Annotated in this window: 19 protein-coding genes; 3 read left to right on the top strand and 16 right to left on the bottom strand. The window is 70.9% G+C overall.

Annotated elements, in window-relative coordinates:
* Positions 1–43 precede the first annotated feature (43 nt).
* From Q8A52_RS33905 to Q8A52_RS33880, 6 genes are all read right to left on the bottom strand, one after another.
* Positions 44–1,636, bottom strand: coding sequence for a solute symporter family protein (locus Q8A52_RS33905; protein WP_316758460.1), 1,593 nt, complete (start codon positions 1,634–1,636; stop codon positions 44–46).
* Positions 1,633–2,181, bottom strand: coding sequence for a DUF485 domain-containing protein (locus Q8A52_RS33900; protein ID WP_316758458.1), 549 nt, complete (start codon positions 2,179–2,181; stop codon positions 1,633–1,635). Before Q8A52_RS33900 ends, Q8A52_RS33905 begins: the two co-directional genes overlap by 4 nt.
* Positions 2,182–2,249: 68 nt before the next feature.
* Positions 2,250–2,930, bottom strand: coding sequence for a response regulator transcription factor (locus Q8A52_RS33895; protein WP_316758456.1), 681 nt, complete (start codon positions 2,928–2,930; stop codon positions 2,250–2,252).
* A complete protein-coding gene (locus tag Q8A52_RS33890; protein WP_316758455.1) occupies positions 2,927–4,078 on the bottom strand; it encodes a sensor histidine kinase in 1,152 nt (383 codons plus the stop codon). Before Q8A52_RS33890 ends, Q8A52_RS33895 begins: the two co-directional genes overlap by 4 nt.
* Entirely contained in the window at positions 4,075–4,599 is a 525-nt protein-coding gene (locus tag Q8A52_RS33885; protein ID WP_316758453.1) for a DUF1453 domain-containing protein, read from the bottom strand. Before Q8A52_RS33885 ends, Q8A52_RS33890 begins: the two co-directional genes overlap by 4 nt.
* A gap of 287 nt (positions 4,600–4,886) precedes the next feature.
* Positions 4,887–7,010, bottom strand: coding sequence for a DNA gyrase/topoisomerase IV subunit B (locus Q8A52_RS33880; RefSeq protein ID WP_316758451.1), 2,124 nt, complete (start codon positions 7,008–7,010; stop codon positions 4,887–4,889).
* Between the two features lie 442 nt (positions 7,011–7,452).
* Here Q8A52_RS33880 and Q8A52_RS33875 point away from each other — a divergent pair, with 442 nt between their 5' ends.
* Positions 7,453–7,683, top strand: coding sequence for a DUF7455 domain-containing protein (locus Q8A52_RS33875; RefSeq protein ID WP_164587710.1), 231 nt, complete (start codon positions 7,453–7,455; stop codon positions 7,681–7,683).
* A gap of 96 nt (positions 7,684–7,779) precedes the next feature.
* Here the strand turns inward: Q8A52_RS33875 and Q8A52_RS33870 are convergent, their stop codons facing one another.
* The 7 genes from Q8A52_RS33870 to Q8A52_RS33840 all read right to left on the bottom strand — a co-directional run bounded on the left by Q8A52_RS33870 (position 7,780) and on the right by Q8A52_RS33840 (position 19,294).
* On the bottom strand, positions 7,780–8,643 hold the full coding sequence (locus Q8A52_RS33870; RefSeq protein ID WP_316758447.1) for a S1 family serine peptidase: 864 nt from the start codon (positions 8,641–8,643) through the stop codon (positions 7,780–7,782).
* 120 nt (positions 8,644–8,763) lie between these two features.
* Positions 8,764–10,305 carry an RNA polymerase sigma factor gene (locus tag Q8A52_RS33865; protein WP_316758445.1) on the bottom strand — a complete coding sequence of 514 codons (1,542 nt, stop codon included), beginning with the start codon at positions 10,303–10,305 and terminating at the stop codon, positions 8,764–8,766.
* Positions 10,306–10,733: 428 nt separating this feature from the next.
* A complete protein-coding gene (locus tag Q8A52_RS33860) occupies positions 10,734–11,621 on the bottom strand; it encodes a FadR/GntR family transcriptional regulator (RefSeq protein ID WP_316758443.1) in 888 nt (295 codons plus the stop codon).
* Between the two features lie 162 nt (positions 11,622–11,783).
* On the bottom strand, positions 11,784–14,045 hold the full coding sequence (locus tag Q8A52_RS33855; RefSeq protein WP_316758441.1) for an ABC transporter ATP-binding protein: 2,262 nt from the start codon (positions 14,043–14,045) through the stop codon (positions 11,784–11,786).
* Between the two features lie 109 nt (positions 14,046–14,154).
* A complete protein-coding gene (locus Q8A52_RS33850; RefSeq protein WP_316758439.1) occupies positions 14,155–14,913 on the bottom strand; it encodes an NUDIX hydrolase in 759 nt (252 codons plus the stop codon).
* Between the two features lie 131 nt (positions 14,914–15,044).
* The gene (locus tag Q8A52_RS33845; RefSeq protein ID WP_316758437.1) at positions 15,045–17,018 is read right to left on the bottom strand and encodes a glycogen debranching N-terminal domain-containing protein; all 1,974 of its coding nucleotides are present in this window, start codon (positions 17,016–17,018) and stop codon (positions 15,045–15,047) included.
* 698 nt (positions 17,019–17,716) lie between these two features.
* Positions 17,717–19,294, bottom strand: coding sequence for a DUF4192 domain-containing protein (locus Q8A52_RS33840; protein ID WP_316758435.1), 1,578 nt, complete (start codon positions 19,292–19,294; stop codon positions 17,717–17,719).
* Between the two features lie 142 nt (positions 19,295–19,436).
* On the opposite strand from Q8A52_RS33840, the gene Q8A52_RS33835 reads away from it, so the two are divergent.
* The gene (locus Q8A52_RS33835) at positions 19,437–21,602 is read left to right on the top strand and encodes a RecQ family ATP-dependent DNA helicase (RefSeq protein WP_316758433.1); all 2,166 of its coding nucleotides are present in this window, start codon (positions 19,437–19,439) and stop codon (positions 21,600–21,602) included.
* Positions 21,603–21,886: 284 nt separating this feature from the next.
* On the top strand, positions 21,887–22,507 hold the full coding sequence (locus Q8A52_RS33830; RefSeq protein WP_316758431.1) for a hypothetical protein: 621 nt from the start codon (positions 21,887–21,889) through the stop codon (positions 22,505–22,507).
* A 463-nt stretch (positions 22,508–22,970) separates the two neighbouring features.
* Here Q8A52_RS33830 and Q8A52_RS33825 read toward each other — a convergent pair whose 3' ends face one another.
* From Q8A52_RS33825 to Q8A52_RS33815, 3 genes are all read right to left on the bottom strand, one after another.
* On the bottom strand, positions 22,971–23,600 hold the full coding sequence (locus Q8A52_RS33825) for a hypothetical protein (protein WP_316758429.1): 630 nt from the start codon (positions 23,598–23,600) through the stop codon (positions 22,971–22,973).
* A gap of 68 nt (positions 23,601–23,668) precedes the next feature.
* Complete coding sequence (locus tag Q8A52_RS33820; RefSeq protein ID WP_316758427.1) at positions 23,669–24,370, bottom strand: ribonuclease HII; 702 nt, start codon at positions 24,368–24,370, stop codon at positions 23,669–23,671.
* Between the two features lie 79 nt (positions 24,371–24,449).
* Complete coding sequence (locus tag Q8A52_RS33815) at positions 24,450–25,073, bottom strand: TetR/AcrR family transcriptional regulator (protein WP_316758608.1); 624 nt, start codon at positions 25,071–25,073, stop codon at positions 24,450–24,452.
* Positions 25,074–25,243 lie beyond the last annotated feature (170 nt).

The following is a 25,243-nucleotide window of genomic DNA, read 5'->3' as shown; positions in this document are numbered from 1 at the left end:
GGATGACGCCGCAGCGGTTCGCCGCCCTGGCACGCGGGCCGCACTACACGGCCCCCGCTCCGGTCAGCGACCGCACCTCGGTCTCCGCGTGCTTGGCCTCGTCCGGGACCTCGGCCGAGGTGACCGTCCCCAGCCAGCCCGCGAGGAAGCCCAGCGGGATGGAGACGATGCCGGGGTTCTGCAACGGGAAGTACTGGAAGTCGACCGCCGGAAACAGCGAATCCGGGCTGCCGGACACGACCGGGGACAGCAGGACGAGCCCCAGGGCCGGAACAAGCCCTCCGTAGACGGCCCATGCCGCGCCACGTGTGGTGAAGCCGCGCCAGAACAGCGAGTAGAGCAGCACCGGCAGATTGGCCGATGCGGCCACGGCGAAGGCCAGGCCCACCAGGAAGGCCACGTTGAGGTCACGGGCCAGCAGACCCAGCCCGATCGCGACTACGCCGATGCCGACCGCCGCGACCCTGGCCACGCCCACCTCGCTGCGCGGCTCGCCGCGCCCGCGCCGCAGTGAGGCATAGAGGTCGTGGGCCACCGACGCTGAGGAGGCGAGCGTGATTCCGGCCACCACCGCGAGGATCGTGGCGAAGGCGACGGCCGCGACGACCGCGAAAAGCACCGTTCCGCCGGTGGAGCCGGCGCCGCCGCCCAGGTTGAGCGCCAACAGCGGAACCGCCGTGTTCCCGGCCGCGTTCGAGCCACTCACGGCCTCCGGCCCGACGATCGCTGCCGCCCCGAACCCCAGCACGATCGTCATCAGGTAGAACCCGCCGATCAGCCCGATCGCCCACACCACCGAACGGCGGGCGGCCCGCGCGGTCGGCACGGTGTAGAACCGGGACAGGATGTGCGGCAGTCCGGCCGTGCCCAGCACCAGCGCGAGCCCCAGGCTGATGAAGTCGAATCGTGCGGTCCAGTCCCCGCCGTACTTGAGGCCGGGCGCCAGGAACGCGTCCCCGTGACCGCTGCGCTCGGCGGCCGTGAGCAGCAGTCGGTCGACGTCGCCGTGGAACCGCAGCAGGACCAGCACGGTCAGCGCGATCGTCCCGCCGAGCAGCAGAACCGCCTTCACGATCTGAATCCACGTCGTGGCCCGCATCCCTCCCAACGACACATAGATCACCATGAGCGCGCCGACCCCGATGACTGTCCACGCCTGCGCCGCCTCACCGGTCCGCCCGAGCAGCAGCGCCACCAGGCTGCCCGCCCCCACCATTTGCGCCACCAAATAGAGAACGGACACGGTGACCGAGGAAGTTCCCACCGCGATCCGCACCGGACGCTCGTTCATCCGCGCGGCCACCACGTCGGCCAGCGTGAACCGCCCGCAGTTGCGGACCAGTTCGGCGACCAGGAACAACACCACCAGCCAGGCCACCAGGAAGCCCACCACGTACAGCAGTCCGTCGTAGCCGAACAGGGCGATGAGACCGGTGACTCCGAGGAACGAAGCGGCCGACATGTAATCGCCCGCGATGGCAAAACCATTCTCCATCGGGGAGAAGAGTCGCCCGCCGGCATAGAACTCCTCAGCGGAACCACGCCGGTTACGGCTCACCCATGTAGTGATCGCCAGCGTGGTCGCCACAAAACCGCTGAACAGCAGTAGTGCCAGCATCTGGTGATGGCCCGTCATGAAGCACCACCTTGCACACCACGCGTCAACTCCTGTGTGTCCCAGCGCAGATCGAGCGCCGCCCGGTCCCTGTGCAACCGTGCATGCCGGGTGTAGGCCCAGGTGAGGAGGAAAGTGGTGACAAACTGCCCGAGTCCCGCGAGTATGCCCACGTTCACCGCACCCACCACGGGCCTGGCCATGAACCCGGGCGCCGTCGTCGCCGTGACCACGTACCCCACGTACCAGGAGATGAAGACCGCGACCCCGGGCACCACGAACCTGCGGTACCGCCTGCGCACTTCCTGGAAGGCCGCGCTGCGCTGCACCTCCAGGTACACATCGCGCGCGCGAAAGGCCACCCGCTCCTGCCCTTCACGCGCGGCCGGCAACACCGGGGTGGGCACGCCCGTGCCGTCCAACTCGCCCCAGCCGGAGGCCAGTGCGTCGTACCAGGGGTCTTCATATCCCACGTCGTGGGAAGCCGGGCCATGGTCTTCGTGGTTCCCGGCCGGACTCTCGGGGCCGCCTCCGCCTTCACAGGAGCGGCCGTTGCTTGACTGCATGCCCAAGGATGGACAGATCGGGAAGATCCCTGACTCTTCTTCCCTCGGCTCTCACCCCATCAGGTGACTCAACCGGCGGGTGGGCGCACCAGTCCCTTCCCGTACGCGTAACGCACCGCCTGGGCACGGTCCTTGAGCCCCGTCTTGGCGAAGAGGTTGTTGATGTGGGTCTTCACGGTCGCCGTGGAGACGTGCAGCCTGCGGGCGATCTCCTGGTTGGTGAGGCCCTCGGCGATCAGTACCAGGACCTCGGTCTCCCGCGCCGTCAGCCCGTCGGGCGCCTCGGCGCGCTCCGGTCTCGGCTCGGGCTCCGACAGCCGTTCCAGCAGCCGCCGTTGGACACTCGGCGACAGCCCCGCGTCACCGGAGAGCACGCTTTCCACGGCCCGCACGATCTCGTCGCCGCCCGCGTCCTTGGTCAGGTAACCGCGAGCCCCCGCTCTCAGCGCGGGGAACAGCGACTCGTCGTCCGCAAACGTGGTGAGCACCACGACCTGGGTCCCGGGGTGCTCCGCCCGGATCCGCCGGGTCGCCTCGACCCCGTCGCAGCGGGGCATCCGCAGGTCCATCAGGACGACGTCCGGGGCGAGTTCGGCCACCAGCTTCACCGCCTCCTCGCCGTCGCCCGCGGCTCCGACGACCTCGACGCCGGGCAGCAGCCCGAGCAGCATCACGATGCCCTCCCGGACCACGGTCTGGTCGTCCGCCACGACCACCCGTGCGGGCCTCGGCCCTGCCTCCTCCGTCATACGGGCACCTTCAACGTCACCGCGAACCCCTCCTCGTCCGGCCCGGCCTCCAGCGACCCGCCCAGCAGCTCGGCACGCTCCCGCATGCCCAGCAGACCGTACCCGGCGCCCGACCCGGTGAGTTCGCCCGCTGCACCGCCCGAGTCCCGCACATCCAGGGTCACTTCGTGGTCGCTGTAGTCCAGCCACACCCGGACCTTGGCGCCGTGGGCATGCTTGCGAACATTCGTGAGCGCCTCCTGGGCGACCCTGCGCACGGCCTGGGACGCCTCCGCGGGCAACGTTCTGCGCTCACCCGTGACGGTGACCGCGGCGCCGTCGGCCGAGCTGACGAGTTCGCCCAGGAAGTCCTCCAGCGGGGTCAGTTCACCGCGCAGTGCGGACAGTGCCTGCCGGGTCTCGGCGAGACCGTCCCGGGCCATCCCCCGCGCCGCCACCACCCGCTCCAGGATCTGCTCCCGGTCGGCACCACGCTCGATCAGCAGGCGGGCCGCCTCCAGGTGCACGAGTTGCGCCGAAAGGCTGTGCGCGAGCACGTCATGGATCTCCCGCGCGATCCTGGCCCGCTCCGCCAGCGCCGCCGACTCCGCCTCGGCCACCCGGGCGGCACGCTCCTGCGCGAGCAGACGCTGGGCGGTGCCGCGCGCCTCGGCGTCGAGGCGCAGGACATAGCCGGCGAGGGCCATGCCCGCGACGGTGGCGGCGGTGGTCAGCCAGACGTCGTTGTCGAAGGCCGAGTACGAAGCGAGGGCCACGGAGGTCACGGGCAGAGCGGCGCCGAGGGGAAGTCGCTCCAGGGCGGAGATGCCGCAGCCGCACCAGATCACGAGGGCAGGTCCCTTGAAGCCCGTGGCCTGTGCCGCCACCGCAATGCCCAGCAGCACCCCGATGAGAGCCAGGGAGGGCAGGAGCCGGTGCGCGTAGGTCGTGCGGAAGAAGGCCCAGGAGACGACTGCGGCCACTATGACGGCCACGGCGGCGGCGACCGCGCCCAGGGCATGGACGTGACGTGAGTCGAAGGCTTCCCAGAGGAGTATGGCGAGCACCAGGAGCCGCACGGCCCAGGCAAGCATCCGCCGGGGCCGGGAGATTCCCGCGCGACCCAGCGCCTCGCGGGAGGGCCAGCGCGTCCAGGCGTTCTCCGTCATACACGCTCCTTCCACGCCGGCCCGGCCACGCTGTCACCGTACGCCGTGCCCTGTGCGGCGGGCGCCCTCAGCGCCTGCGCACGCCAGGCCAGGATCCCGGAGCGAACCAGCAGGGTGCCCGCGAGCGCGACCATCAGCGCGGAGCTGTCCTGGTGCACGCCGACCAGGGCGCCGAGCGCGAAGAGTCCGACCCGCACGCCGATGCCTGCGCCCCAGACGAGGACGCTCGCCTTGGTGCTCTTGGTCCAGACGACGCCGTCCGGCTCCTCCCACACACGGGTGGTCCAGGCCCAGCCGACGCCGGTGGCCAGGCCTATGAGCACCTCGGCGGCGAGCAGCAGAGCGGACCCGGTGCGGTGGTGGGCGTCGAGTATGCCGGGCTCACGCAGCGCCAGGACCGCGAGGATCACGGGCACGACCCACCAGCGCCGGTCGGTGTCGATCGGACGGGCGCGGAACTGACGCACGACCACCAGCACGACAACGGCCGCGATCACCAACGCGTTGACGAGCCCGGACATCAGTACCTCCGTGAGCGGGAAGGGGATGCCGGCAGCGAGTCCTGCCGACGCCTTCGACGCTACGGAAGTTCGCAGGTCAGCAGATCGGAGCGGGGGTGGATCGTGGGTGGATCCCGTAGGCGGGCCTCGTCTACCCACGGGTGGAGAAGCAGCTCAACGGCCCTCAGAAAAGGCTCACCGCGGTCCGCCGGGCCAGTGCAGCCCGGCCGAGCCTGAGCAGTCAGTGGAGCCGGTCATGGAACCGGGCCTGGGCCGGTTCCATGACCGGCCCAGGCCCAGCGCAGCCGCTACGCGTCGATCCGCGACCGGTCCAGCGTCGCCGCCGAGCTGGAGATGAACTCCTTGCGGGGCGCGACGTCGTTGCCCATCAGCAGATCGAAGACCTGCTCGGCGGCCTCCAGGTCGGAGAGGTTGATCCGGCGAAGGGTGCGGTGGCGCGGGTCCATCGTGGTCTCGGCCAGCTGGTCCGCGTCCATCTCGCCCAGACCCTTGTAGCGCTGGATGGAGTCCTTGTGCCGGACGCCCTTGCTCTTGAACTCCATGAGCTTGTCGCGCAGCTCACGGTCCGAGTAGGTGTAGACGTACTTGTCCTGGCCCTTCTTCGGCTGGACGAGCTCGATGCGATGCAGCGGCGGTACCGCGGCGAAGACGCGGCCGGCCTCGACCATGGGCCGCATGTAGCGCTGGAACAGCGTCAGCAGCAGGCAGCGGATGTGGGAGCCGTCCACATCGGCGTCCGTCATCATGATGATCTTGCCGTACCGGGCCGCGTCGAGGTCGAAGGTCCGGCCCGAGCCCGCCCCTATGACCTGGATGATCGCGCCGCACTCGGCGTTCTTCAGCATGTCCGTCACGGACGACTTCTGGACGTTGAGGATCTTGCCGCGGATCGGCAGGAGCGCCTGGAACTCGGAGTTCCGGGCCAGCTTCGCCGTGCCCAGCGCGGAGTCACCCTCGACGATGAACAGCTCGCTGCGCTCGACGTCGTCGCTGCGGCAGTCGGCGAGCTTGGCAGGCAGGGACGAGGACTCCAGGGCCGTCTTCCGGCGCTGCGCGTCCTTGTGCTGACGGGCCGCGATGCGCGTACGGGCGGCGGCGACCACCTTCTCCATGACCACCCGGGCCTGGGCGGCCGCGTCGCGCTTGGTGGAGGTCAGGAAGGCCTTGAGCTCCTTGGCGATCACGTTGTTCACGATCCGGCGGGCGGCCGACGTGCCGAGGACCTCCTTGGTCTGGCCCTCGAACTGCGGCTCCGCGAGACGGACGGTGACTACCGCGGTGAGCCCCTCCAGGGCGTCGTCCTTGACGATGTCGTCCTCGGCGACGCGCAGCAGCTTCTTGCCGCGCAGCACCTCGTTCAGCGTCTCCTTGACGGCCTGCTCGAAGCCTGCGACGTGGGTGCCGCCCTTGGGGGTGGCGATGATGTTGACGAACGACTTGAGCGTCGCGTCGTAGCCGGTCCCCCAGCGCATAGCGACGTCGACGCCGAGCTCACGCGTGACTTCGGTGGGCGTCATCTGGCCGTGGTCGTCAAGGACCGGGACGGTCTCCTTGAAGGTGCCCTGTCCGGTGAAGCGGAGGACGTCGCAGACCGGCTTGTCGGTCGCCAGGTACTCGCAGAACTCGCTGATACCGCCGTCGAAGCGGAAGGATTCCTCGCCCTTGCTGCCGCCCTCGCCCAGGCCGTACTCGTCGCGGACGACGATGGTGAGGCCTGGCACGAGGAACGCGGTCTGGCGGGCGCGCTGGTGCAGCGTCTCCAGGGAGAGCTTCGCGTCCTTGAGGAAGATCTGGCGGTCGGCCCAGTAGCGCACGCGCGTGCCGGAGCGGGTCTTGGGGATCCTCTTGGCCTTGGTCAGGCCGCCCTTGGCCTCGAACTTGGCATCCGGGCCGTCCGCCGCGAAAGCACCCGGGACTCCCCGGCGGAAGCTGATGGCATGGGTGTGGCCGCTGCGGTCCACCTCGACGTCGAGACGGGCGGACAGCGCGTTGACCACGGAGGCGCCGACGCCGTGCAGACCGCCGGAGGCCGCGTACGAGCCACCGCCGAACTTGCCGCCGGCGTGCAGCTTGGTCATGACGACCTCGACTCCGGACATGCCGGTCTTGGGCTCCACGTCCACGGGGATACCGCGGCCGTTGTCCCGCACTTCCACGGAGCCGTCGTCGTGGAGGATCACCTCGATGTGGTCGCAGTGGCCACCGAGGGCCTCGTCCACTGAGTTGTCGATGATCTCCCACAGGCAGTGCATGAGGCCGCGGCTGTCGGTCGATCCGATGTACATACCGGGGCGCTTGCGCACGGCCTCGAGGCCCTCAAGGACGAGCAGGTGCCGCGCGGTGTAGTTGGAACCGTCCCGGTCTGCTCCTGCCAGCAGCGCTGTGGACGGCACGGACTTATCGGCGGTCACGCGGTTCGCTCCTCGCTGAATTTCAGTTGGGCCCCTTCTGGGTAGGGGCCCGGCTTCGGTCGCCGCTCAGAGGGTACCGAGGCCTGGTAGAGCCGTTGTAACGCCACCCTCACTCTGAACTCAGACTAGTCCAGAGTCGCATGAGTGTTCGATCCCTCGATGGAGTGAAGTACATATCACGTTCCCTTCGAGGCATGAACCATTTAGGCTCCGGGCACGTCCTCATGAACAACCGGCAACCCAGCCGGGGGGACCCAAACCGATAGACAGCGCGAACCCGTAAGCACACAAGACACGCAATACGGCACATTCGCCGCCAACCGGCAGCAGACAGCCGCCCCGGAAAGATTTTTTTCGAGGAAATGCCACGAGCGGGAACGTTTTCGGGCTGGTTGGATGTTGACCCTGGTACGACAGCTCGTCGAGCTAGAGAAGAGGCGACGTGACTACTGTTCTGACCCCCGCGAGCCCGCTGACGGCCGCCGATCGCTGCGACCGCTGCGGCGCCCAGGCCTACCTGCGTGTAGTCCTGCTCAGCGGCGGTGAACTGCTCTTTTGCGCCCACCATGGCCGCAAGTTCGAGCCGGAACTCAAGAAGATCGCCGCTGAGATACAGGACGAGACGGAGCGGCTGACGTCCGCCCCGGCATCCGCCTCCGAAGAAGAGCGCTGACCTCTCGCATCCACGACGAGCCAGCCCCGGCAAAGGCCGGTGATCGGGCGGCCGCTCCTCCCAGGAGCGGCCGCCCGTCCTCGTCCCCACGGCCCCTCAGGCCACCTGGTGCTCCTTGCGCGCCCCACCCCCGCCCACCTGGCCCAGCGTCCGTACGACCTCGGACACCCGGGTGTAGACCCCAGGGCTCCCCGCCCGGCCACAGCCGTCTCCCCAGGAGACGAGGCCGATCAGCCGCCCGTTGGCGACCAGCGGGCCCCCACTGTCGCCCTGGCAGGCGTCTGGACCGCCCTGTGTCTGCCCCGCGCACAGCATGGAGCCGGCCTGGTACGTGCCCTCGTCACTGCCGGGATAAGCCTCCTTGCAGAGTTCGTCGGGCAGCACACGTACACGTGCGGCGTGCAGTTGCCGCGTGTAGTCGCCACCACCCGTCGTGTCGCCCCAACCGGTGACCATGGCGCTCGTTCCCGGGGTGTACGCGGCGTCACCAGCGGCCGCCATGGCGATGACCGAGCTCTGCGGCAGGGGCTTGGCAAGGGTGAGCACGGCGAAGTCCCCGGAATTGCGGACCGGGTCGTAGTGCGGATTGATCCGGACCGCGCGAACGGCAATCTCCTCGCCCTGGCCCGACAAGAGGTCCGTGCGGCCCGCGATGACCCTGAGGTCGCCCGTCTCGTCCGGCGGGCCCCCAAGGACGTCCTCGCCCAGGCAGTGGGCGGCGCTCAGCACGGTGCTGCGGTCGATCGCCACGCCACCGCAGAACTGTCCCGCCCGCATACCCCCGAACCGGTCACGGCTGGACAGGGCGACCGTCCAGGGAACCTGTGACACATCGACGGGAAAGCCACCTACGACAACGCTGTCGGCGGCCACCGGGACCGCGGTCACCAGCGGTATCGCAGTCACGGCAGCCGCCATGACCAGCGGCCGGACCAGTGCCCGCGCAAACGTACGACGCATGCTCGCTCCTCACTCCGGGTGCTCTTGGAAAACCCAGAGTCATCCAGAGCGCCGCAGCGCGCAGCGCGAAGACCCGGTCCCCCACGGGAAACCGGGCCTTCGAGGTCGTACGAGCGCGACCTAGTCGAGGTAGTCGCGCAGCACCTGGGAACGCGACGGGTGGCGCAGCTTCGACATGGTCTTGGACTCGATCTGGCGGATCCGCTCGCGCGTCACGCCGTACACCTTGCCGATCTCGTCGAGGGTCTTCGGCTGACCGTCGGTGAGACCGAAACGCATGGACACGACGCCCGCCTCGCGCTCGGACAGGGTGTCGAGGACGGAGTGCAGCTGCTCCTGGAGGAGCGTGAAGCTGACCGCGTCGGCCGGGACGACGGCCTCGGAGTCCTCGATGAGGTCACCGAACTCGCTGTCGCCGTCCTCACCCAGCGGGGTGTGCAGCGAGATGGGCTCACGGCCGTACTTCTGGACCTCGATGACCTTCTCCGGGGTCATGTCGAGCTCCTTGGCCAGCTCCTCCGGGGTGGGCTCGCGGCCCAGGTCCTGGAGCATCTGGCGCTGCACGCGCGCGAGCTTGTTGATGACCTCGACCATGTGCACCGGGATACGGATGGTGCGGGCCTGGTCGGCCATCGCGCGGGTGATCGCCTGACGGATCCACCAGGTGGCGTACGTGGAGAACTTGTAGCCCTTGGTGTAGTCGAACTTCTCGACCGCGCGGATCAGACCGAGGTTGCCCTCCTGGATGAGGTCCAGGAAGAGCATGCCGCGGCCGGTGTAGCGCTTGGCCAGCGAGACCACCAGACGGAGGTTGGCCTCCAGGAGGTGGTTCTTGGCGCGGCGACCGTCCTCCGCGATGATCTCCAGCTCACGCTTGAGCTTCGGCGCGAGCTTGTCGGCGTTCGCCAGCTTGTCCTCGGCGAACAGACCGGCCTCGATACGCTTGGCGAGCTCGACCTCCTGCTCGGCGTTGAGCAGGGGGACCTTGCCGATCTGCTTGAGGTAGTCCTTGACCGGGTCGGCGGTGGCGCCGGCCGCGGCGACCTGCTGCGCGGGCGCGTCGTCCTCGTCCTCGTCGGACAGCACGAAGCCCGCGCTCTCGGCGCCCTCGGGCTCCTCGGCGCCCTTGGCCTCCTCGAGCACCTCTTCCTCGATGAGCTCGGCGTCGTCCTTCTTGGCGGTGGTCTTCTTGGCCGCCGTCTTCTTGGCGACGGTCTTCTTCGCGACCGCCTTCTTGGCGGTCGTCTTCTTGGCTGCGGCCTTCTTGGCGGGTGCGGCTTCCTCGGCGGGATCGACGGCGGCAGGTTCGGCGGACGCGACCGGGGCAGCCGTGGTGGCGGTGGCCTTCCTGGTGGTCACCGTCTTCGCCGCGACCGTCTTGGTGGCGGTGCGCTTGGCCGGACTCTTCGCTGCGACGCTCTTTCGGGTGCGCTTGGGCTCCGCGGCACTGACCATCAGCGTCACACCCTCTTCCTCGAGGATCTGGTTGAGGCTGCGCAGTACGTTCTTCCACTGAGTGGCCGGAATCTGGTCAGCTTCGAAGGCCCGACGCACGTCATCGCCGGCGATCTGCCCCTCAGCCTTTCCCCGCTCAATGAGCGCCATGACAGAGACGGACTCGGCAATCTCCGGCGGGAGCGTACGGGATGTGCTGGCCGACACGAACAACCTCTCGGAACGTTGGAAAACGGCTTCCGGCCCCGTCCAAGACGGACTGGAGCCGACCGCCGGCTTGGGGATGGGCCGACGGCGCGGGCGGGGGCCGGGAAGATTCACAGCGCCATGAATGGCGTCCGTATTCCCTCCGCGGCTGTCACCTCTTAGGTCATCGCGCTGACCCCGCGAGTGTTACGCCCAATCTGCGTGGCCCGAGTCACACCGCGTAAGCACTCAAAAACGGTCAGACATGGACAGACGATGTCACTGATGACCTTGACCGGGGCCACTCCGACAGATATGCACCCTCGTCGCACCGCCGGACCCCGCCGGACTTCTGAGTGTCCGGCGGGGTCCGGCGGCAGACGGGTTCCGGGGCCCGGCGCAGCCACGAGATCGCGGCACTCACCGACCGCACCGCCCGCGAGGCGGGCTCAGTGTTCGCGTGGCGCGGGCACCACACGCTCTACCTCGGGATGAACGGTCAGCAGTTGCCGCATGGCCGTCTCAGCGGCCGCGCCGTCGCCGGTGCCGAGGGCGTCGACGATCCGCGCGTGCTGGGCCAGGGAGCCCTCGTTCGGCCGGTCGCAACCGGTGACCGGGCCGCCGGACACCTGCAGAGCGGCCGACACGATGCCGGAGAGGTGCTCCAGCATGCGGTTGCCCGCGATCTGGATGAGCAGCATGTGGAACTCGGAGTCGGCGCGGGAGAAGGTGAGCGCGTCACCCTGCCCCATGGCGTGGCTCATGATCTCGACCATGTCGGAGAGGCGCTGCTGGACGTCCTCGCGCCCGTGCCCGGCGGCGAGGCGCGCGGCGAGCGGCTCGATCGTCCAGCGCAGCTCGCTCAGCTCGCGCCGCTGGTCGTCGCGCTGGGGCCCGAAGGCCCGCCACTCGATGATGTCCGGGTCGAGAAGGTTCCAGTCGCTGACGGGCCGCACGCGCGTGCCGACGTTCGGGCGGGCGCTGACCAGGCCCTTGGCCTCCAGGACGCGGAGGGACTCGCGGACTACGGTGCGGGAGACCTCGAAGCGCTGGCCGATCTCCTCGGGGACGAGCGGGCGGTCCGCGCCCAGGTCGCCCGAGACGATCATCTGGCCCAGCTGCTGAACGAGTTGGCCGTGCAGCCCGCGTCCGCGACTGCCCGCGGCGCGCCGGCCCACACGGCCCAGCTCGGGCTCCGCACCGTCCCAGACAGGCGCTCCGACGCGGTCGGTGGCGGGGGCCTCCGCGTAGGGGTAGCGGTCGAGTTCGCCCGGGCCGACCAGACCGGAGTCTGCGGGGCGGGCGGCGGTCATCATGGTGTGCGCAAGGGTACTCACGGATCCTTTGTCGGCGCCGTCTCCAACTCCCTTGAGGTCTTTGGTGAAAAGCACACGAAAGGGTGATCGCTCACCCCGTCGCAATTGACGCCTTATCGGAAAGAAATGGGCGTTCTCCGGGGGGTTGTGTGCACGGGCGGACCTGAAGCGTACGGACGGTCGTCATCGGACCCTGCTCCGCAGGGTCGTCAGCACATACGCGCAGAGCAGGGCGGTCAGCGACAACGTGAGTGCACCGCCCACGGGTTGGGCGAGCACCCGGGCCACCGCGGTCAGATAACGCTCTCCCCCGAAGGGCCACTGCAGCAGGAAGACCTCCCGCATCCGCCAGGGAAACCCCGCCGCCATCCGCACCGCAGGCCCCTGGAGAACCTTCTGCACCAGGGGTACGACCGCGACGGGCACGGCGAGCACCGCGGCGAGCCCGGCCGCGGTGGACCGGAAGACGCCCGCGGCCAGCACTCCGGCCCAGGCACACCCGATCACAAGCCCGAACCAACTCGCGGTCACCGAAAGCCAGTCGGCGGGAACCTGCGTGAGCTCCCGGCCGTATACGAGATAGAGCAACTCGGCGTCGCAACCCACGGTGAGGAAGGCGAGCAGCAGCGCCGTGGCACCGGAGACGAGGAGTTTCGCGGTGAGCAGCCCCAGCCGACGGGGCACGGTGCCGCGGTCCGCCGCCAGGGCGGGGTGGCGGAACTCGTCGCCGAAAGCCAGCGCGCCGAGCAGCCCCGCACCGAGCGCCGCGGGCGGCAGAGGCAGGTCCTGCGGCCATGCCGCGAACAGACGCGCCTGCGTGGTGTGGCCGAGGCGAGCGAGCAGTACGGCGGTGAACGCGGACACCACGAGTACGGCCCCGCATGTGACGAAGCCCGTCCCGATGCCGGCGGCCCGGCGGAGTTCGTAGCGGAGGGGGCGGAGAGGGCTGGGGGCGGGACGGACGGAAATGGGGGGCGGGAGGGGGGACTGATCACCGGGGGCGAGGGAGTCGGCGGGGTGTGAGGGGCCTGCCCGGAGCCGGGTTCCGGACGCGTGGTGGCGATGGGCGGGGTAGGTGGACGGGGTGGGGTTGTCGGGTTCCGGGCTGTCATCCGTTGCCTCCACGTCGGCAGTGCGCGCGCCGCTGGCGTGAGGGTGCTCGTTCTCGGCGGAGGAGACCGGAGCGGCGAGCGGCCCGGCGGGCACTGCGGTCGGCGGCGCGTCCGGGGCGGTCGGACCGAGGTCGGACCGCGACCGACCTGACACGTGGGGCTCGTCAAGGGTCTGGGGTTGGCTCAGCTCAGGGAGGCCGTCAGGGATCTGCGACCGATCTGTCGCGGCTGCGTCGCCAGGCGTTTCCGGTCGATCTGCGGCGGCGGGATCGTCAGGCGCCTTCGGCTCGTGCGCCGCAACCGGGCCGCCAACCGTCTCCGGCTGCCCCACCGCCATCGCACCGCCGGAGGTCTTCGGCTGTTCGGCCGTCAGCGGCTCGTCGGCAGGTGCTGGGCGATCCGCCTCCGCCGATCCGTCGACCGGGTGGAACCCGTCCATCGTCAGCGTTCCGGCGCCGGGGCCCATGTCGCCCGTCTCGTCCGCGAGTTGGTGGACGAGGATGCCGTGGCGGAACGCGGCCTCACCCACGTCGGCGGTCGTACTGCCGTACACGGAGAGGCGGTTGCCGCCCTCGTGTACGACCTCGACGGAGCGGCGGGCGGTGCGGGCCTCCTTGGCGAGTACGGCCGCCAGGCGGGCGGCGTGCGGGCTGCGGACGGCCACGCGGGGACGCAGGCGTGTGCGGCCGAACTCCGCCGCCTCCTGGTAGGCGACAAGCCTTCCGCCATCCAGGGTGACGACCTGGTCGGCGGTGCGCGCGGCTTCCTTGGGGTCGGCCGTGGCGAACAGGACCGTGCCGCCCTGGTTCGCGTGCGCCTTGAGCATGCCGTGCAGCCAGCGGGCCTCGCGGGCCGACAGCCCGTGCGCGGGGTCGTCCAGCACGAGCGTGTGCGGGTCGGACAGCAGGGCGCAGGCCAGGCCGAGCCGACGGTCCATGCCCCGGGACAGCGTGCCCAGGCGCTCCTCGCGCAGGCCTGCGAGGCCGACCACTTCGAGAACCTCGTCGGCGCGCCGGGCGGGGACCCCCGCCGCAGCACACAGCATGCGCAGGTGTCCTCGGACCGAGCGGGCCGGATGCCCGGGCACATCGCCGAGGAGGACGCCGACTTCGCGCGAGGGGTGTGCGATGCGGTGCAGGGGGCGGCCCCTGAAGCAGGTGATCCCGCGGCCCTGTTGGAGTTCGAGCATCAGCCGGAGCACCGTCGTCTTGCCCGCGCCCGATGCCCCGAGGAGCGCGGTGACACGGCCCGCGCGCGCCTCGAACGAGACGTTGTCGACGGCGGGCAGTTGCGCCTTGCGGGGATTGCTGGTCAGTCCGAAGGCCTGGATCACCTGAAGCAAGATAGCGCGCTTCTTCCGATTTTTCGGGTATCACCCCATCTATCCCGTCAGGGCCGCCTTTCCCGCTGGGGCCGACCGTCCGGTCTCCACCGCCGCGGTGTCACACCTCGGGGCGCAGCATCGGGGGATTGAGCAGTGTGGCGCCGCCCGCGCGGAAGAGCTGGGCCGGGCGGCCGCCCTGGCGTGTGGTCGTGCCGCCGGCGGGGACGAGGAACCCAGGAGTGCCGGTCACCTTGCGGTGGAAGTTGCGCGGGTCGAGAGCCACGCCCCAGACAGCCTCGTAGACGCGGCGCAGCTCTCCGACGGTGAACTCCGGCGGGCAGAAGGCGGTGGCCAGCGACGAGTACTCGATCTTGGAACGAGCCCGCTCGACCCCGTCGGCCAGGATCTGTGCGTGGTCGAAGGCGAGCGGCGCCACCGGCTCGCCGTCACGGCCGTATCCGCCCTGCTGGAGCAGCTCCTCCACCGGTGCCCAGCGCGCGTTGCTTGCGTCGCCGCCCGCCCGGGGCGCCGGCAGGTCGGGAGCGAGGGCGAGGTGCGCGACGCTGACCACCCGCATGCGCGGGTCCCGCTTGGGGTCGCCGTAGGTGGCGAGCTGCTCGAGGTGGGCCCCGCCGCCCTGGACGGGGGCGGAGGGGTCGTGGGCGTGCAGCCCCGTCTCCTCGGCGAGCTCGCGGGCCGCGGCCTGCGTCAGGTCCTCGTCGGCCCGTACGAAGCCGCCGGGCAGCGCCCAGCGCCCCTGGAACGGGGGCTCACCCCTGCGCACCGCCAGCGCGCACAGGGCATGGCGGCGCACGGTCAGCACGACCAGGTCCACGGTGACGGCAAAGGGCGGAAACGCTGACGGGTCGTAGGGCATGCGGCGATCATAGTCGTCTGCCTGACGATAAACACTCCCTTCTCGCGCCGCATCGAGGGCTGATCCACTTCCGCCCGGTATCGGGCCCCCGAGTCGGCTCGCGTCCTTGGTACGGGTCGCGTCGTACGAGGTCACACTCCCAATTGCAGGCGCTCCGCCGCCTCCTCGACCATGGCGAGCCCGAGTCTGCTGACCCGTACGGAGAAGGGGGCCCCGGCGATTCGCAGCCCCGTGAAGCCGATCTCGCCCAGGGGCACGCTCTGCACGGGCCGCAGCGTGATCGTCCGGGCCGGAGAGTCGGGGCGGATGCCCGCGAGCGCGGTGAGCAACAGGACCCCGGAGGCCGCCGCCATGGCCGCCGGGCGGCAGGCCGCCGGGTGGGGAACGGGTGCGCTCCCCTCGGAGCGCTGCTCGCCCGCGTACATCTCCGGCAACCGGTGGCCGAAGCGCTCGGCAGCCGCGAGGACACCGCGCAGCAGGCCGCTCGCCTCCTGCTCATGGCCCGCGGCGGCCAGCCCGGCGACGGCGAGCGCCGTCTCCTGGACGCGTACCGCGCCGGTCCGGTGGCCGAACGGGTTGTATCCCGCCTCCTTCGTGCCCAGTCCGCGCAGTCCCCAGCCCGAGTCCAGGGCCGGGCCGCCGAGCAGCCGGGCGAGCTGGTCGGTCTGCGCTCTGTCGAGCAGACCGGGCGCCAGTTCTCCCGCACCGAGCAGACCGGTGTCGAGGAGGTGGGCGGCGGCAGCGCCGAGGTGCGGAAGCAGGCGTCCGTCAGGGGCACGGGCGGCCGCCGGACGACCGCCGCGACGGTCCTCGATCCAGAAGCCGCCTTGGAAGGCCGCCCGCAGTTCCCGCGCCCACTGCCGCAGTTCGGTGCCGCCGGGCCTGCCGTATGCCTCGAGGAGGTCGGCGCCCAGCAGCGCCGCGCGATGGGCGTGGGCCTGGGTCTCGCAGCGGATGGGACCTCCGGGCTGCGGGTCGCACAGGTACGTGCTGCCGCGCACGGTGGTGCGTAGCCAGGTCAGACACCACTCGGCCGTGGGCAGCAGTTCCTCGGCCTCCTGCTCCGGGAGCCCCCAGCGGCGGGCCTCCGCGAGCAGGACGGGAAACAGCAGTGTGGCCTCCGTACCCGTGCAGCCAGGGGGCATGTGCGTGCCCGCGTCGCGTCGCGGTCCGGGGATCATGCCCGTCTGCGGTCCCGCACCGGTGAGTTGTGTACGGGCGAGGGTGCGCAGTGTGCCCACCGCGAGCCTGGTGCCGAGGGGCAGCGTCATGCGCGCGGCGGCGAGTGCCTCGGCCGGGGCCATGCCGCAGCGCCAGGGCGCCCCTGCCGCGAGATAGGTGTCGGTGGGGTGGGCCGGATCCCGCAGCAGCAGGGCCTGAAGATCCTCGATGCTCGTCCGCATCAGGGTCGCGACCCTGGGGTCGTCGCCCGCCGCCCGGGCGTGCGCCAGGGGGTTCGTCGCCGCACGGCCCGCGGCTCTGAGCGGTCCCGCTCCGCCCGGCCGTACGCGCAGCTCCACGGTCACCGTTGCGCCTGGTGGCAGTTCGAACTCCCAGCGCAGCAGCCCCGCCGAGGCCAGGGCGTCGGCAGGCGGCGGGGCGGCCGTGACCGTGGCGCTCCCCGCGGTGCAGGTCCAGCGCAGGCCGGAGTCGTGGACGGTGGCGGGCAGTTCGGGGCCCGCGTTGCCGGAGGCGATGGCGCTCAGGTCCGCGAGGTCCGTGCCGAGAGCCACCTCGACCGGCAGCCGCAGCGGGCGAAGGGCAGCGCTGCGCAAGGTGATGCGTTCGGTGCCGTCGGCGTGCCGGATCCGCTCGACGACGACGTCCGGGTCCGGTCCGGCGGCCGAGGCGGTACGCACCGTTCCCACGAAGCGGGCCTGATCCGCTCCGGCCATCCTGGCCTGCACCGCCAGCGGTTCTCGTCCGCCCACGCTGACCTGGCAGCGCGAGAGCAGCCGACGGCCGGCCCGGTAGAACCCCTCCAGGCCCCGCCCGGCCAGCTGCCCCTCCTCCGTGGAGATGGCGAGGCCCGGCAGGGCGACGCAGATCAAGGCCGTATGGGTGGAGGGGAGGTCGGCGGAGCGCTGGAGGGTCGGCTGCGGCATGCCTGCGCCGGCCCCCTGAGGCGGGGACGCGGACGGACGTGGGCCCCGACGCGCAGGCACGGACGGGGACCGGTCTCGAGGCGTCGAGGAGGCCGGAGGCCGGCTCTGCCGCGCGGACGACGACCGGTGGGAGTCTTCGGTGAGCCGGAGGTCCGTGAGCTGGGTGAAAGACCCGGACTGCCAGGGCGCGGGCACGGGGTCGGGTCCCAGAGCCTGGGGCAGGGCCGGGGTCGTCGTGCTGTTCGGTCGCGGGGAGCCCGTCGCGCTTGGCGGTGACGGTGCGGGGCTGTCGGGGACAGGAGGGTAGTCGTCGGTTGCGAAGGGCGGAGTCGGCTGATGCATGGGGCGGTTTCTTCTGCGCTCTGTGCGCCTCGGACCTGCTCGGCGCCGGGTGGTGTGCTCCGGAGGAACATCGGACGTGCGGCGGCGCAGCCCGTCCGGGGGTACCGCCACCCAGGTGAACGGAACGGGAGTCCTCCTGGTCACGCCTCCCATCAGGGAAGCGACCGAATGGCGGCGGCTCTCGAGTGCGGGTTCACCCTTCGGGCCGACAGCCTGGCGCCGACACCAATGCGGCGGCAGCGGGCCACCGGCACCGGCGCGCGCTCGCCGGGCCAGTCGCCACATGCCCCGACCGGGCAGCAGGCACCAGGCGACCAGCAGGCACCAGGCGACCGCGGCAGCGCCCCAACCATTGCTCATGCGTCCGCCTCTGTGCCATTGGCTCCGGACCGGTTGCCTCCTGATGCGGCGTCGTCGCGTCGCGCGTCGCCCTTCCCTGCGGCACGCGTGCGCGTATTGGCCGGCCCTGAGGCACCGGGGCGCGTACGGCCCGGTGCCGGGGTGCGCGGGCGCGTGGCGTCCGGCCGGGGCCGTCGGCCCTTCGCCCGTGCCGGGCGCGGAGGGGCGTCGGCGCCGTCGGCGGTATGAGGGCGGTGGTGTCGGTGGGAGGCGCTGTCCGAGACTCCCAGCCGAGTCGGGGCCGTGTCCGCGTCGCCCTCCGTCCCCTCCTCCTCAGCGGCCTTCGTCTCCGCACCTCCCGTGCGTTCCGCACGCAGGCAGCGGCGGATCGCCTCCGGATCCAGACCCTCGTTGCAGGCCTGGTGCAGAAGCCGGGCGAACAGGTAGTCCGGGTCCGCGCCCAGTGCCATCGCCAGGGCCTCCCTGGCTTCGAGGTCGTCACCGCTCGACCAGGCGACCCAGCCCGCGAGGGTGAGGGGCGCAGCGGCGTGTTCGCCGTACGGCCCGACACATCGGCGGGCCAGTGCCCGCCACAGACGCAGGGCCGGACCGGTCTCGTCACCCTCCATCCATGCCGCGGCCCGGTCCCGGGTGGTTCGGTCCTGCAGGCCGAGGATCAGCTTCGCCGCTTCCTCGTGTGTGATCAGTTCGTCGTCGCGAAGGTCCGCGGGGAGCATGCCGGAGACCGTCGGCGCTGCGGCAAGCCGGGCCATGACCTGCTCGGCGAGGCCGAGGGTCTCCTCAGCGAGTTCCGCGCGCGTGGCGTCGTCGAGGATCCTGGGCACCACGGTCATGCCTGTGGTGTCGAGGACGATCTCCTGCTCCAGTGCGGCAGACGTCTCCCAGGGAAGGAGCCTGGCCCGCAACTCGCGCAGCGTGCCACGTACTTGGATACCTGCGTAGGTGGCCGCGGCCGCCAGTACGGAGGTGCCGGGCAGCCCCATAGGTGTTCCGTCGTCCGGACAGCACCCCTCGTTCGGGCAGCAGTAGGACCAGAAGCGGCCGTCCGAGATGCACACCGCCTCGATGACCGGTACGTCGAGGTGCCCGCACTCGGTGCGCAGCAGTTGGGCGAGCGGACGCAGCCGCCGCATGACGTCCCGGCCCGACTCACCCTTTGCCGGTTCCTGACAGACGTAGGCGACCATCTGCTCGGGCCGGGCGCCCCTGCGCTCGCTGCCGGCCACCAGTCCCTGGGCCAATTGACGGGCGGCCGATTCCCAGTCGTCCGTGCTCGCGGGAATGCCGAGCCGGGCCCGGCCGCCGAAACGGCCACGTCCGCCCCGGTCGTGCAGGGCCACCAGCACGATGCTGTCCTCGGGGCGGTAGCCGAGCAGATAGGGCAGGGCGTCGGCCAGTTCTGCCGGGGTGCGCAGGGTGACCTGGCTTTCGTGTGCCGTGGGGCCAAGGTCTGCGATGCGCGCTGTCTCTGTTTGCTCCGCTCGCCCCGCGTCCGCGGTGCGCCCGCTGTGCGCGTCTCGTCCTGCGATGTCACTGTTTTCGGATGGTCCGGTCGATTCGCCGTGATTCGTCATGCGCAGACGATCTCGCGGATCTTGACATTCCGCTTTGACCTGTGGATAAGTCCGAACAGGAACACGACAAACAACCGAAGCACTTCCGCCCGGCGCCCCGCGGACCGCCCGGATGTCAGTGCCGTCCTGTTGTATGGGACGCATGGAGCACACGAGCAACGCGGACCTCCGGACGCAGGCCGACGCTGTCCTCGCCCGTCTCGTCGGGGACGCCACGGGCACGGCCAGGCTGCGCGAGGACCAGTGGCGGGCGATCGAGGCGCTGGTCGCCGACCGGCGCCGGGCTTTGGTCGTCCAGCGCACGGGATGGGGCAAGTCCGCCGTCTACTTCGTGGCGACGTCGCTGCTGCGCGCCCGGGGCAGCGGCCCGACCGTCATCGTCTCGCCGCTCCTCGCGCTCATGCGCAACCAGGTGGAGGCGGCGGCCCGCGCCGGTATCCACGCCCGGACCATCAACTCCTCCAACACCGAGGAGTGGGACACCGTCCAGGGGGAGATCGCGGCGGGCGACGTCGACGTGCTGCTCGTCAGCCCGGAACGCCTCAACAACCCCGACTTCCGCGACCAGGTCCTGCCCAAACTGGCCGCCGCGACCGGACTGCTCGTCGTGGACGAGGCCCACTGCATCTCCGACTGGGGCCACGACTTCCGCCCCGACTACCGACGGCTGCGCACCATGCTCGCCGACCTCCCGTCGGGTGTACCCGTACTGGCCACCACGGCCACGGCCAACGCGCGGGTGACCGCAGACGTCGCGGAGCAGCTCGGCACCGGAGGCACGTCCGACGCACTGGTGCTGCGCGGCCCGCTCGACCGGGAGAGTCTGAGCCTGAACGTGCTGCGCCTGCCGGACGCCGCGCACCGCATGGCCTGGCTCGCCGACCACCTCGACGACCTGCCGGGTTCCGGCATCGTCTACACGCTCACCGTGGCCGCGGCCGAGGAGGTCACCGCCTTCCTCAGGCAGCGGGGACACGCCGTCGCCTCGTACACGGGAAAGACGGAGAACGCCGACCGGCAGCAGGCCGAGGACGATCTGCTCGCCAACCGGGTCAAGGCACTGATCGCCACCTCCGCACTCGGCATGGGCTTCGACAAGCCCGACCTCGGCTTCGTGGTGCACCTCGGCTCGCCCTCCTCCCCCATCGCCTACTACCAGCAGGTCGGCCGTGCGGGGCGCGGTGTCGAGCACGCCGAGGTACTCCTGCTGCCGGGCAAGGAGGACGAGGCGATCTGGGAGTACTTCGCGTCGCTGGCCTTCCCTTCCGAGGATCTGGTGCGCCGCACCCTGGATGTCCTCGCCCGGGCGACCGGCCCCATGTCCCTGCCCGCCCTGGAGCCGCTGGTGGAGCTCCGCCGGTCACGTCTGGAGACCATGCTCAAGGTCCTCGACGTCGACGGGGCGGTCAGGCGGGTCAAGGGCGGTTGGATCGCGACCGGTCAGGAGTGGACGTACGAGTCCGACCGGTACGCCTGGGTGGCGCGGCAGAGGGCGGCCGAGCAGCAGGCGATGCGTGAGTACGCGTCCGCGACGGGCTGCCGGATGGAATACCTGCAGCGGCAGCTGGACGACGAGGGTGCGAAGCCCTGCGGCCGCTGCGACAACTGCGCGGGAGCGCGTTTCACGGCGGACACCTCGACGGCCGCGCTGGATGCGGCGCGCGTCGATCTGGGCCGCGCGGGAGTCGAAGTAGAACCCCGTCGCATGTGGCCGACGGGGCTGCCGGCGATCGGCATTGATCTCAAGGGGCGCGTTCCGGCCGGAGAACAGGCGTCGGCGGGGCGGGCGTTGGGGCGACTGTCGGACATCGGCTGGGGCAACCGGCTGCGGCCGATGCTCGCGCCACAGGCGCCGGACACTCCCGTGCCGGACGATGTGGCGAGGGCCGTGGTGGGCGTCCTGGCCGACTGGGCCAAGGGTCCCGGCGGCTGGGCATCCGGCGAGGAAGGCGCGCCGCCCCGCCCGGTGGGCGTCGTCACCGTCGCCTCGCACACCAGGCCGCGGCTGATCCAGTCCCTGGGCGCGCACCTCGCGGAGATCGGCAGGCTGCCGCTGCTGGGCTCCGTGGAGTACATGGGCGAGATGCCGCGCGGCTCCCGCAGCAACAGCGCGCAGCGCCTGAAGGTGCTCGACGGCGCGCTGACCGTTCCGCCCGCCCTGGCCACCGCTCTCACCGAGGCCCGGGGCCCCGTTCTGCTCGTGGACGACTACACCGAGACCGGCTGGACCCTGGCGGTCGCGGCCCGGCTGCTCAGAAGGTCCGGGGCGCAGGGGGTCTTGCCGCTGGTCCTGGCCATGCAGGGCTGATCCACGGCATGCGCGGGCGCCGCCGCCGTCCACGGCGTACGCACGTGTCGTGCTCGAACGTCACGTACGTTGCCAGGAGCCTCACAAGGTAGGGATATAAGCCACGCACCACCAGATAACAGTCGGTGGCCCCAATTGCTCGTTGCCGCATCCAAGTTCGACAGGAAGAATTGAAGTCCGCTCCCCGCACGGCTCGCTCGTGATCCGGTTGGGCTTCTCTGCGGTGTGCGCTCCCCCGAATCCGACCCCGCCCGCTGTATGGGCGCGTAGCCGAAGGGAGGAACGTGACCTTCGGATTCGCTCCGTCCTCGGTGGCCTCGCTGTCGACGTCCGCGTCCGCCGCTTCCGCCAGTCGTCTGCTTGAGCCTGCCGAGTGGGCGTCCGCCGGCATCCCGCTGCTGCGCAATCCCCGCGAGGTCGTCAGCGGGCTGCACACGCGGCACTGTCCCAGGGCGGCGACGGCGATCGTGGCCGTCCTCGACCCGGAGGAACGGCTGCTGGCGAGCGCGTCGTTCACCCGGCGCCCCGCCCCGGCCGACGGATGGATGTTCCGCAACGCCCTGCTGGACCAGCTGCGCCGGGTCATACCGCACGATCTGCGGCGCCGCACACCGGTGCGCACCGCCGTGCTGCTCTACTGCCGCGAGGGGGACGCGCGTTGGACGGAGGAGGACGGCGCGTGGATGTGGGGGCTGCGTGACGCCTGCACACTGCACGGGCTGCGCTGCGGGGCGTACATCACGCTGACCCGCGACGGCTGGCAGGTACTCGGCGAGGGCCGTGGCGGCCGCCGCCCGCACTCGGACTCGACACCTGAGCCCTTCGGCATATCGGACGTGCCGGCCCCGTCGCCCCGCACCGGCGGCGCCATGTCGGACGTGCTGCGCCGCGCCGCGGCCCGCTGAGGAGTACCGGCTACGCGTTCGCGTGGCGCCGGGCCGAGCCTCCGCCGGGTCGACCGCTCTCGAAGCGCTGCGCGCCGCGCAGGTGGTGACGGGTCCACGGCGGCTCGAGGAGGGTGTCCCGCCCGGGCCCCGACGGCGCCGATGGGTTCCTCGGAGCCTTCGCGCCCGGGACACGGGACCCGCGGACGCACCGGTGACAGCGAGTGGGGTACCGCGCCTGGAGATGCCGCTCCGCGGACCGGGGACGGATACGACACCCCGGACCCGCCGCCCGACGGGCGGGTCGGCGTCCTCACGCCGCACGCCCCCGGCAAACCCTGAGCCCGCCCGTCCACCCGGAGGCCGCCCCTCAGCGGGGCATGGCCATTACCGGATTCCGGGCACGGGAAATGGCCCACCGTGCCGGTGCCGCCGCTGCGGCACCTTCGGCACCTCCGGTGCTCCCGGAGGTGCCGGACAGGGGTCAGACGCCCGCGCCCAGCACCGAGTTGATCTGCTGCGGGTCACCGCAGACGATCAGCAGGGCACCTGCCCGGGTGTGGGCCAGCGGCAGGGCGGTCGCGGCAGCGGCGGCAGGACCACCGTTGACGGCAACCACGACGACAGGACGGGACGCGGCACGGGAGGCCATGGCGGCACCCGTGTAGAAGACGTCGTCGCCCGCGTCGTGCTGGGCCCAGTAGGAGGCTTCACCGAAGGACAGCTCGTGGTCGGCCCACGGGTGCGCGTCGCCGGTGGTGATCACCAGCACGTCACCGGGGGCACGGCCCGAGTCCAGGAGCAGGTCCACTGCCTCCTCGGCGGCGTCGAGGGCACCCTCGACAGAGGCCGGGATCAGCTGGATCTGCGGAGTCGCCGCAGCTGCGGCGGGAGCGGCCGGACCGGACGGGACCGGCTTGGCGGCCACGTCGCGCGGCGTACGTTGCACCGGCTGCCCGGGCCGGAGAGGGCCGGGACGACCGGGACGCGACGGAGCCGCGGGGCGGGGGCCGGGTACGGGGCGGGGGGTCGGCGCGGTACGGCCACTGGCCGGAGTGGCGCGGGGACCCTGGGCACTCTCGTGAATCTGAGGCTCCTCGGGAATGAGAGGCATGAGCTGATGTTTATCAAACGTCGGTGCGACTCGCGCGACCGGGTGGCACAACAGTGCGGGTGGAACGGTCAGAAATCGAAGCCCAGCTGACCCTCGATCTCAGGAACGCTTCCCTCCGCCCAGCCGCGGACCTTCTTGAGGTGCCGCCACTGGGGCAGCGCATCAAGATACGCCCACGACAACCGGTGGTACGGGGTGGGGCCCCGCTCCTCCAGTGCGGCCTTGTGCACGGGCGACGGATACCCGGCGTTGTCCGCAAAACCGAAGTCTGCATGGTCGATACCCAGTTCGGCCATCATTTTGTCGCGCTGAACCTTGGCAATCACCGAAGCCGCCGCCACCGCCACGCACGAGCGGTCGCCCTTGATCACCGTGCGGACCTTCCAGGGGGCTCCGAGGTAGTCGTGCTTCCCGTCGAGGATCACCGCGTCGGGGCGGACCGGCAAGGCCTCCAGGGCCCGTACGGCGGCGAGCCGCAGCGCCGCCGTCATCCCCAGCTCGTCGATCTCCTCCGGGGAGGCGTGGCCCAGGGCATAGGCCGTCACCCACGTCAGCAGTTGCGCGGAAAGCTCCGTGCGGCGCTTGACGGTTAGCAGCTTGGAATCGGTGAGGCCCTGGGGTGGCCTGCGGAGTCCGGTGACCGCTGCGCAGACGGTGACAGGTCCCGCCCAGGCGCCGCGTCCCACCTCGTCGACACCGGCGATGACCTTCGCTCCGGTCATGGCGCGGAGGGAGCGCTCGACGGTGTGAGTAGGCGGTTCGTACGGCATGGCGCCCTTAGCCTACGCCGCCGAGATCCCCGAGCGACACCCGGCTTCCGCGGCCGGCCCGGGGCCGACGCGCCCCGGATCAGACCCCGTCCGGCCGCAGCAGCGGAAGCATCAACTGGTCGACCATCTCTTCAAGATCCCGGTCAGTCCATTCGCTGGCGCACATCTTGGACCGATACATCATCATCGCCGGAATGGCGTCGAAGACATAGCTGTTCGCGGCATCGGGGCGAACCTCTCCCCGCCCTATTCCACGGGTGATGACCTCACGCAGCAGCCTGATGGTCGGCTCCACGACCCCTTCGAAGATCAGGCCATGGAAGCGCTCGGCCTGTGCGGGATCACATTCGTGAATGACCGCGCGGAGGGCGAAGCCAGGTCGAGAGAACATCGCGCAACGCGCCTGGCGGCACAGGGCGAGCAGATCCTCGCGCACCGTCCCCAGGTCGGGCGCCTCCGCCGGACGCGGCAGTCCGGCCTGGAGCGCGTCGGCGACGAGATCCTCCTTGGACGGCCAGCGGCGATAGACGGCCGCCTTGCCGGTCTGGGCGCCGGCGGCGACACCCTCCATCGTGAGGCCCTTCCAGCCGACCGTACTGAGCTGCTCCAGCGCGGCGTCCAGGATCGCGCGTTCGAGCACGGCGCCGCGCCGGCGAAGGGAAGCCGTCCGAGCGGGGGCGGCCGTCCAGCGCGAGGTAACCATCTGAGTTTCTCCAACGAGCAGGGTGAAGCGGGGATTGCGGGCCGAACACATCGCGCGACGCCAGAGGGGGACGCGGCACGCGACGCCGAGCTAAGTGAACGCTTGCGTTCTCTGTAGGGAACTCACTACCGTTGACGGAACAGTGAACGCATGCGTTCACTAACGCCTTC

This window comes from Streptomyces herbicida, from assembly GCF_032656585.1.
Classification (GTDB): domain Bacteria; phylum Actinomycetota; class Actinomycetes; order Streptomycetales; family Streptomycetaceae; genus Streptomyces; species Streptomyces herbicida.
This window is presented reverse-complemented; position numbering and strand designations above follow the sequence as displayed.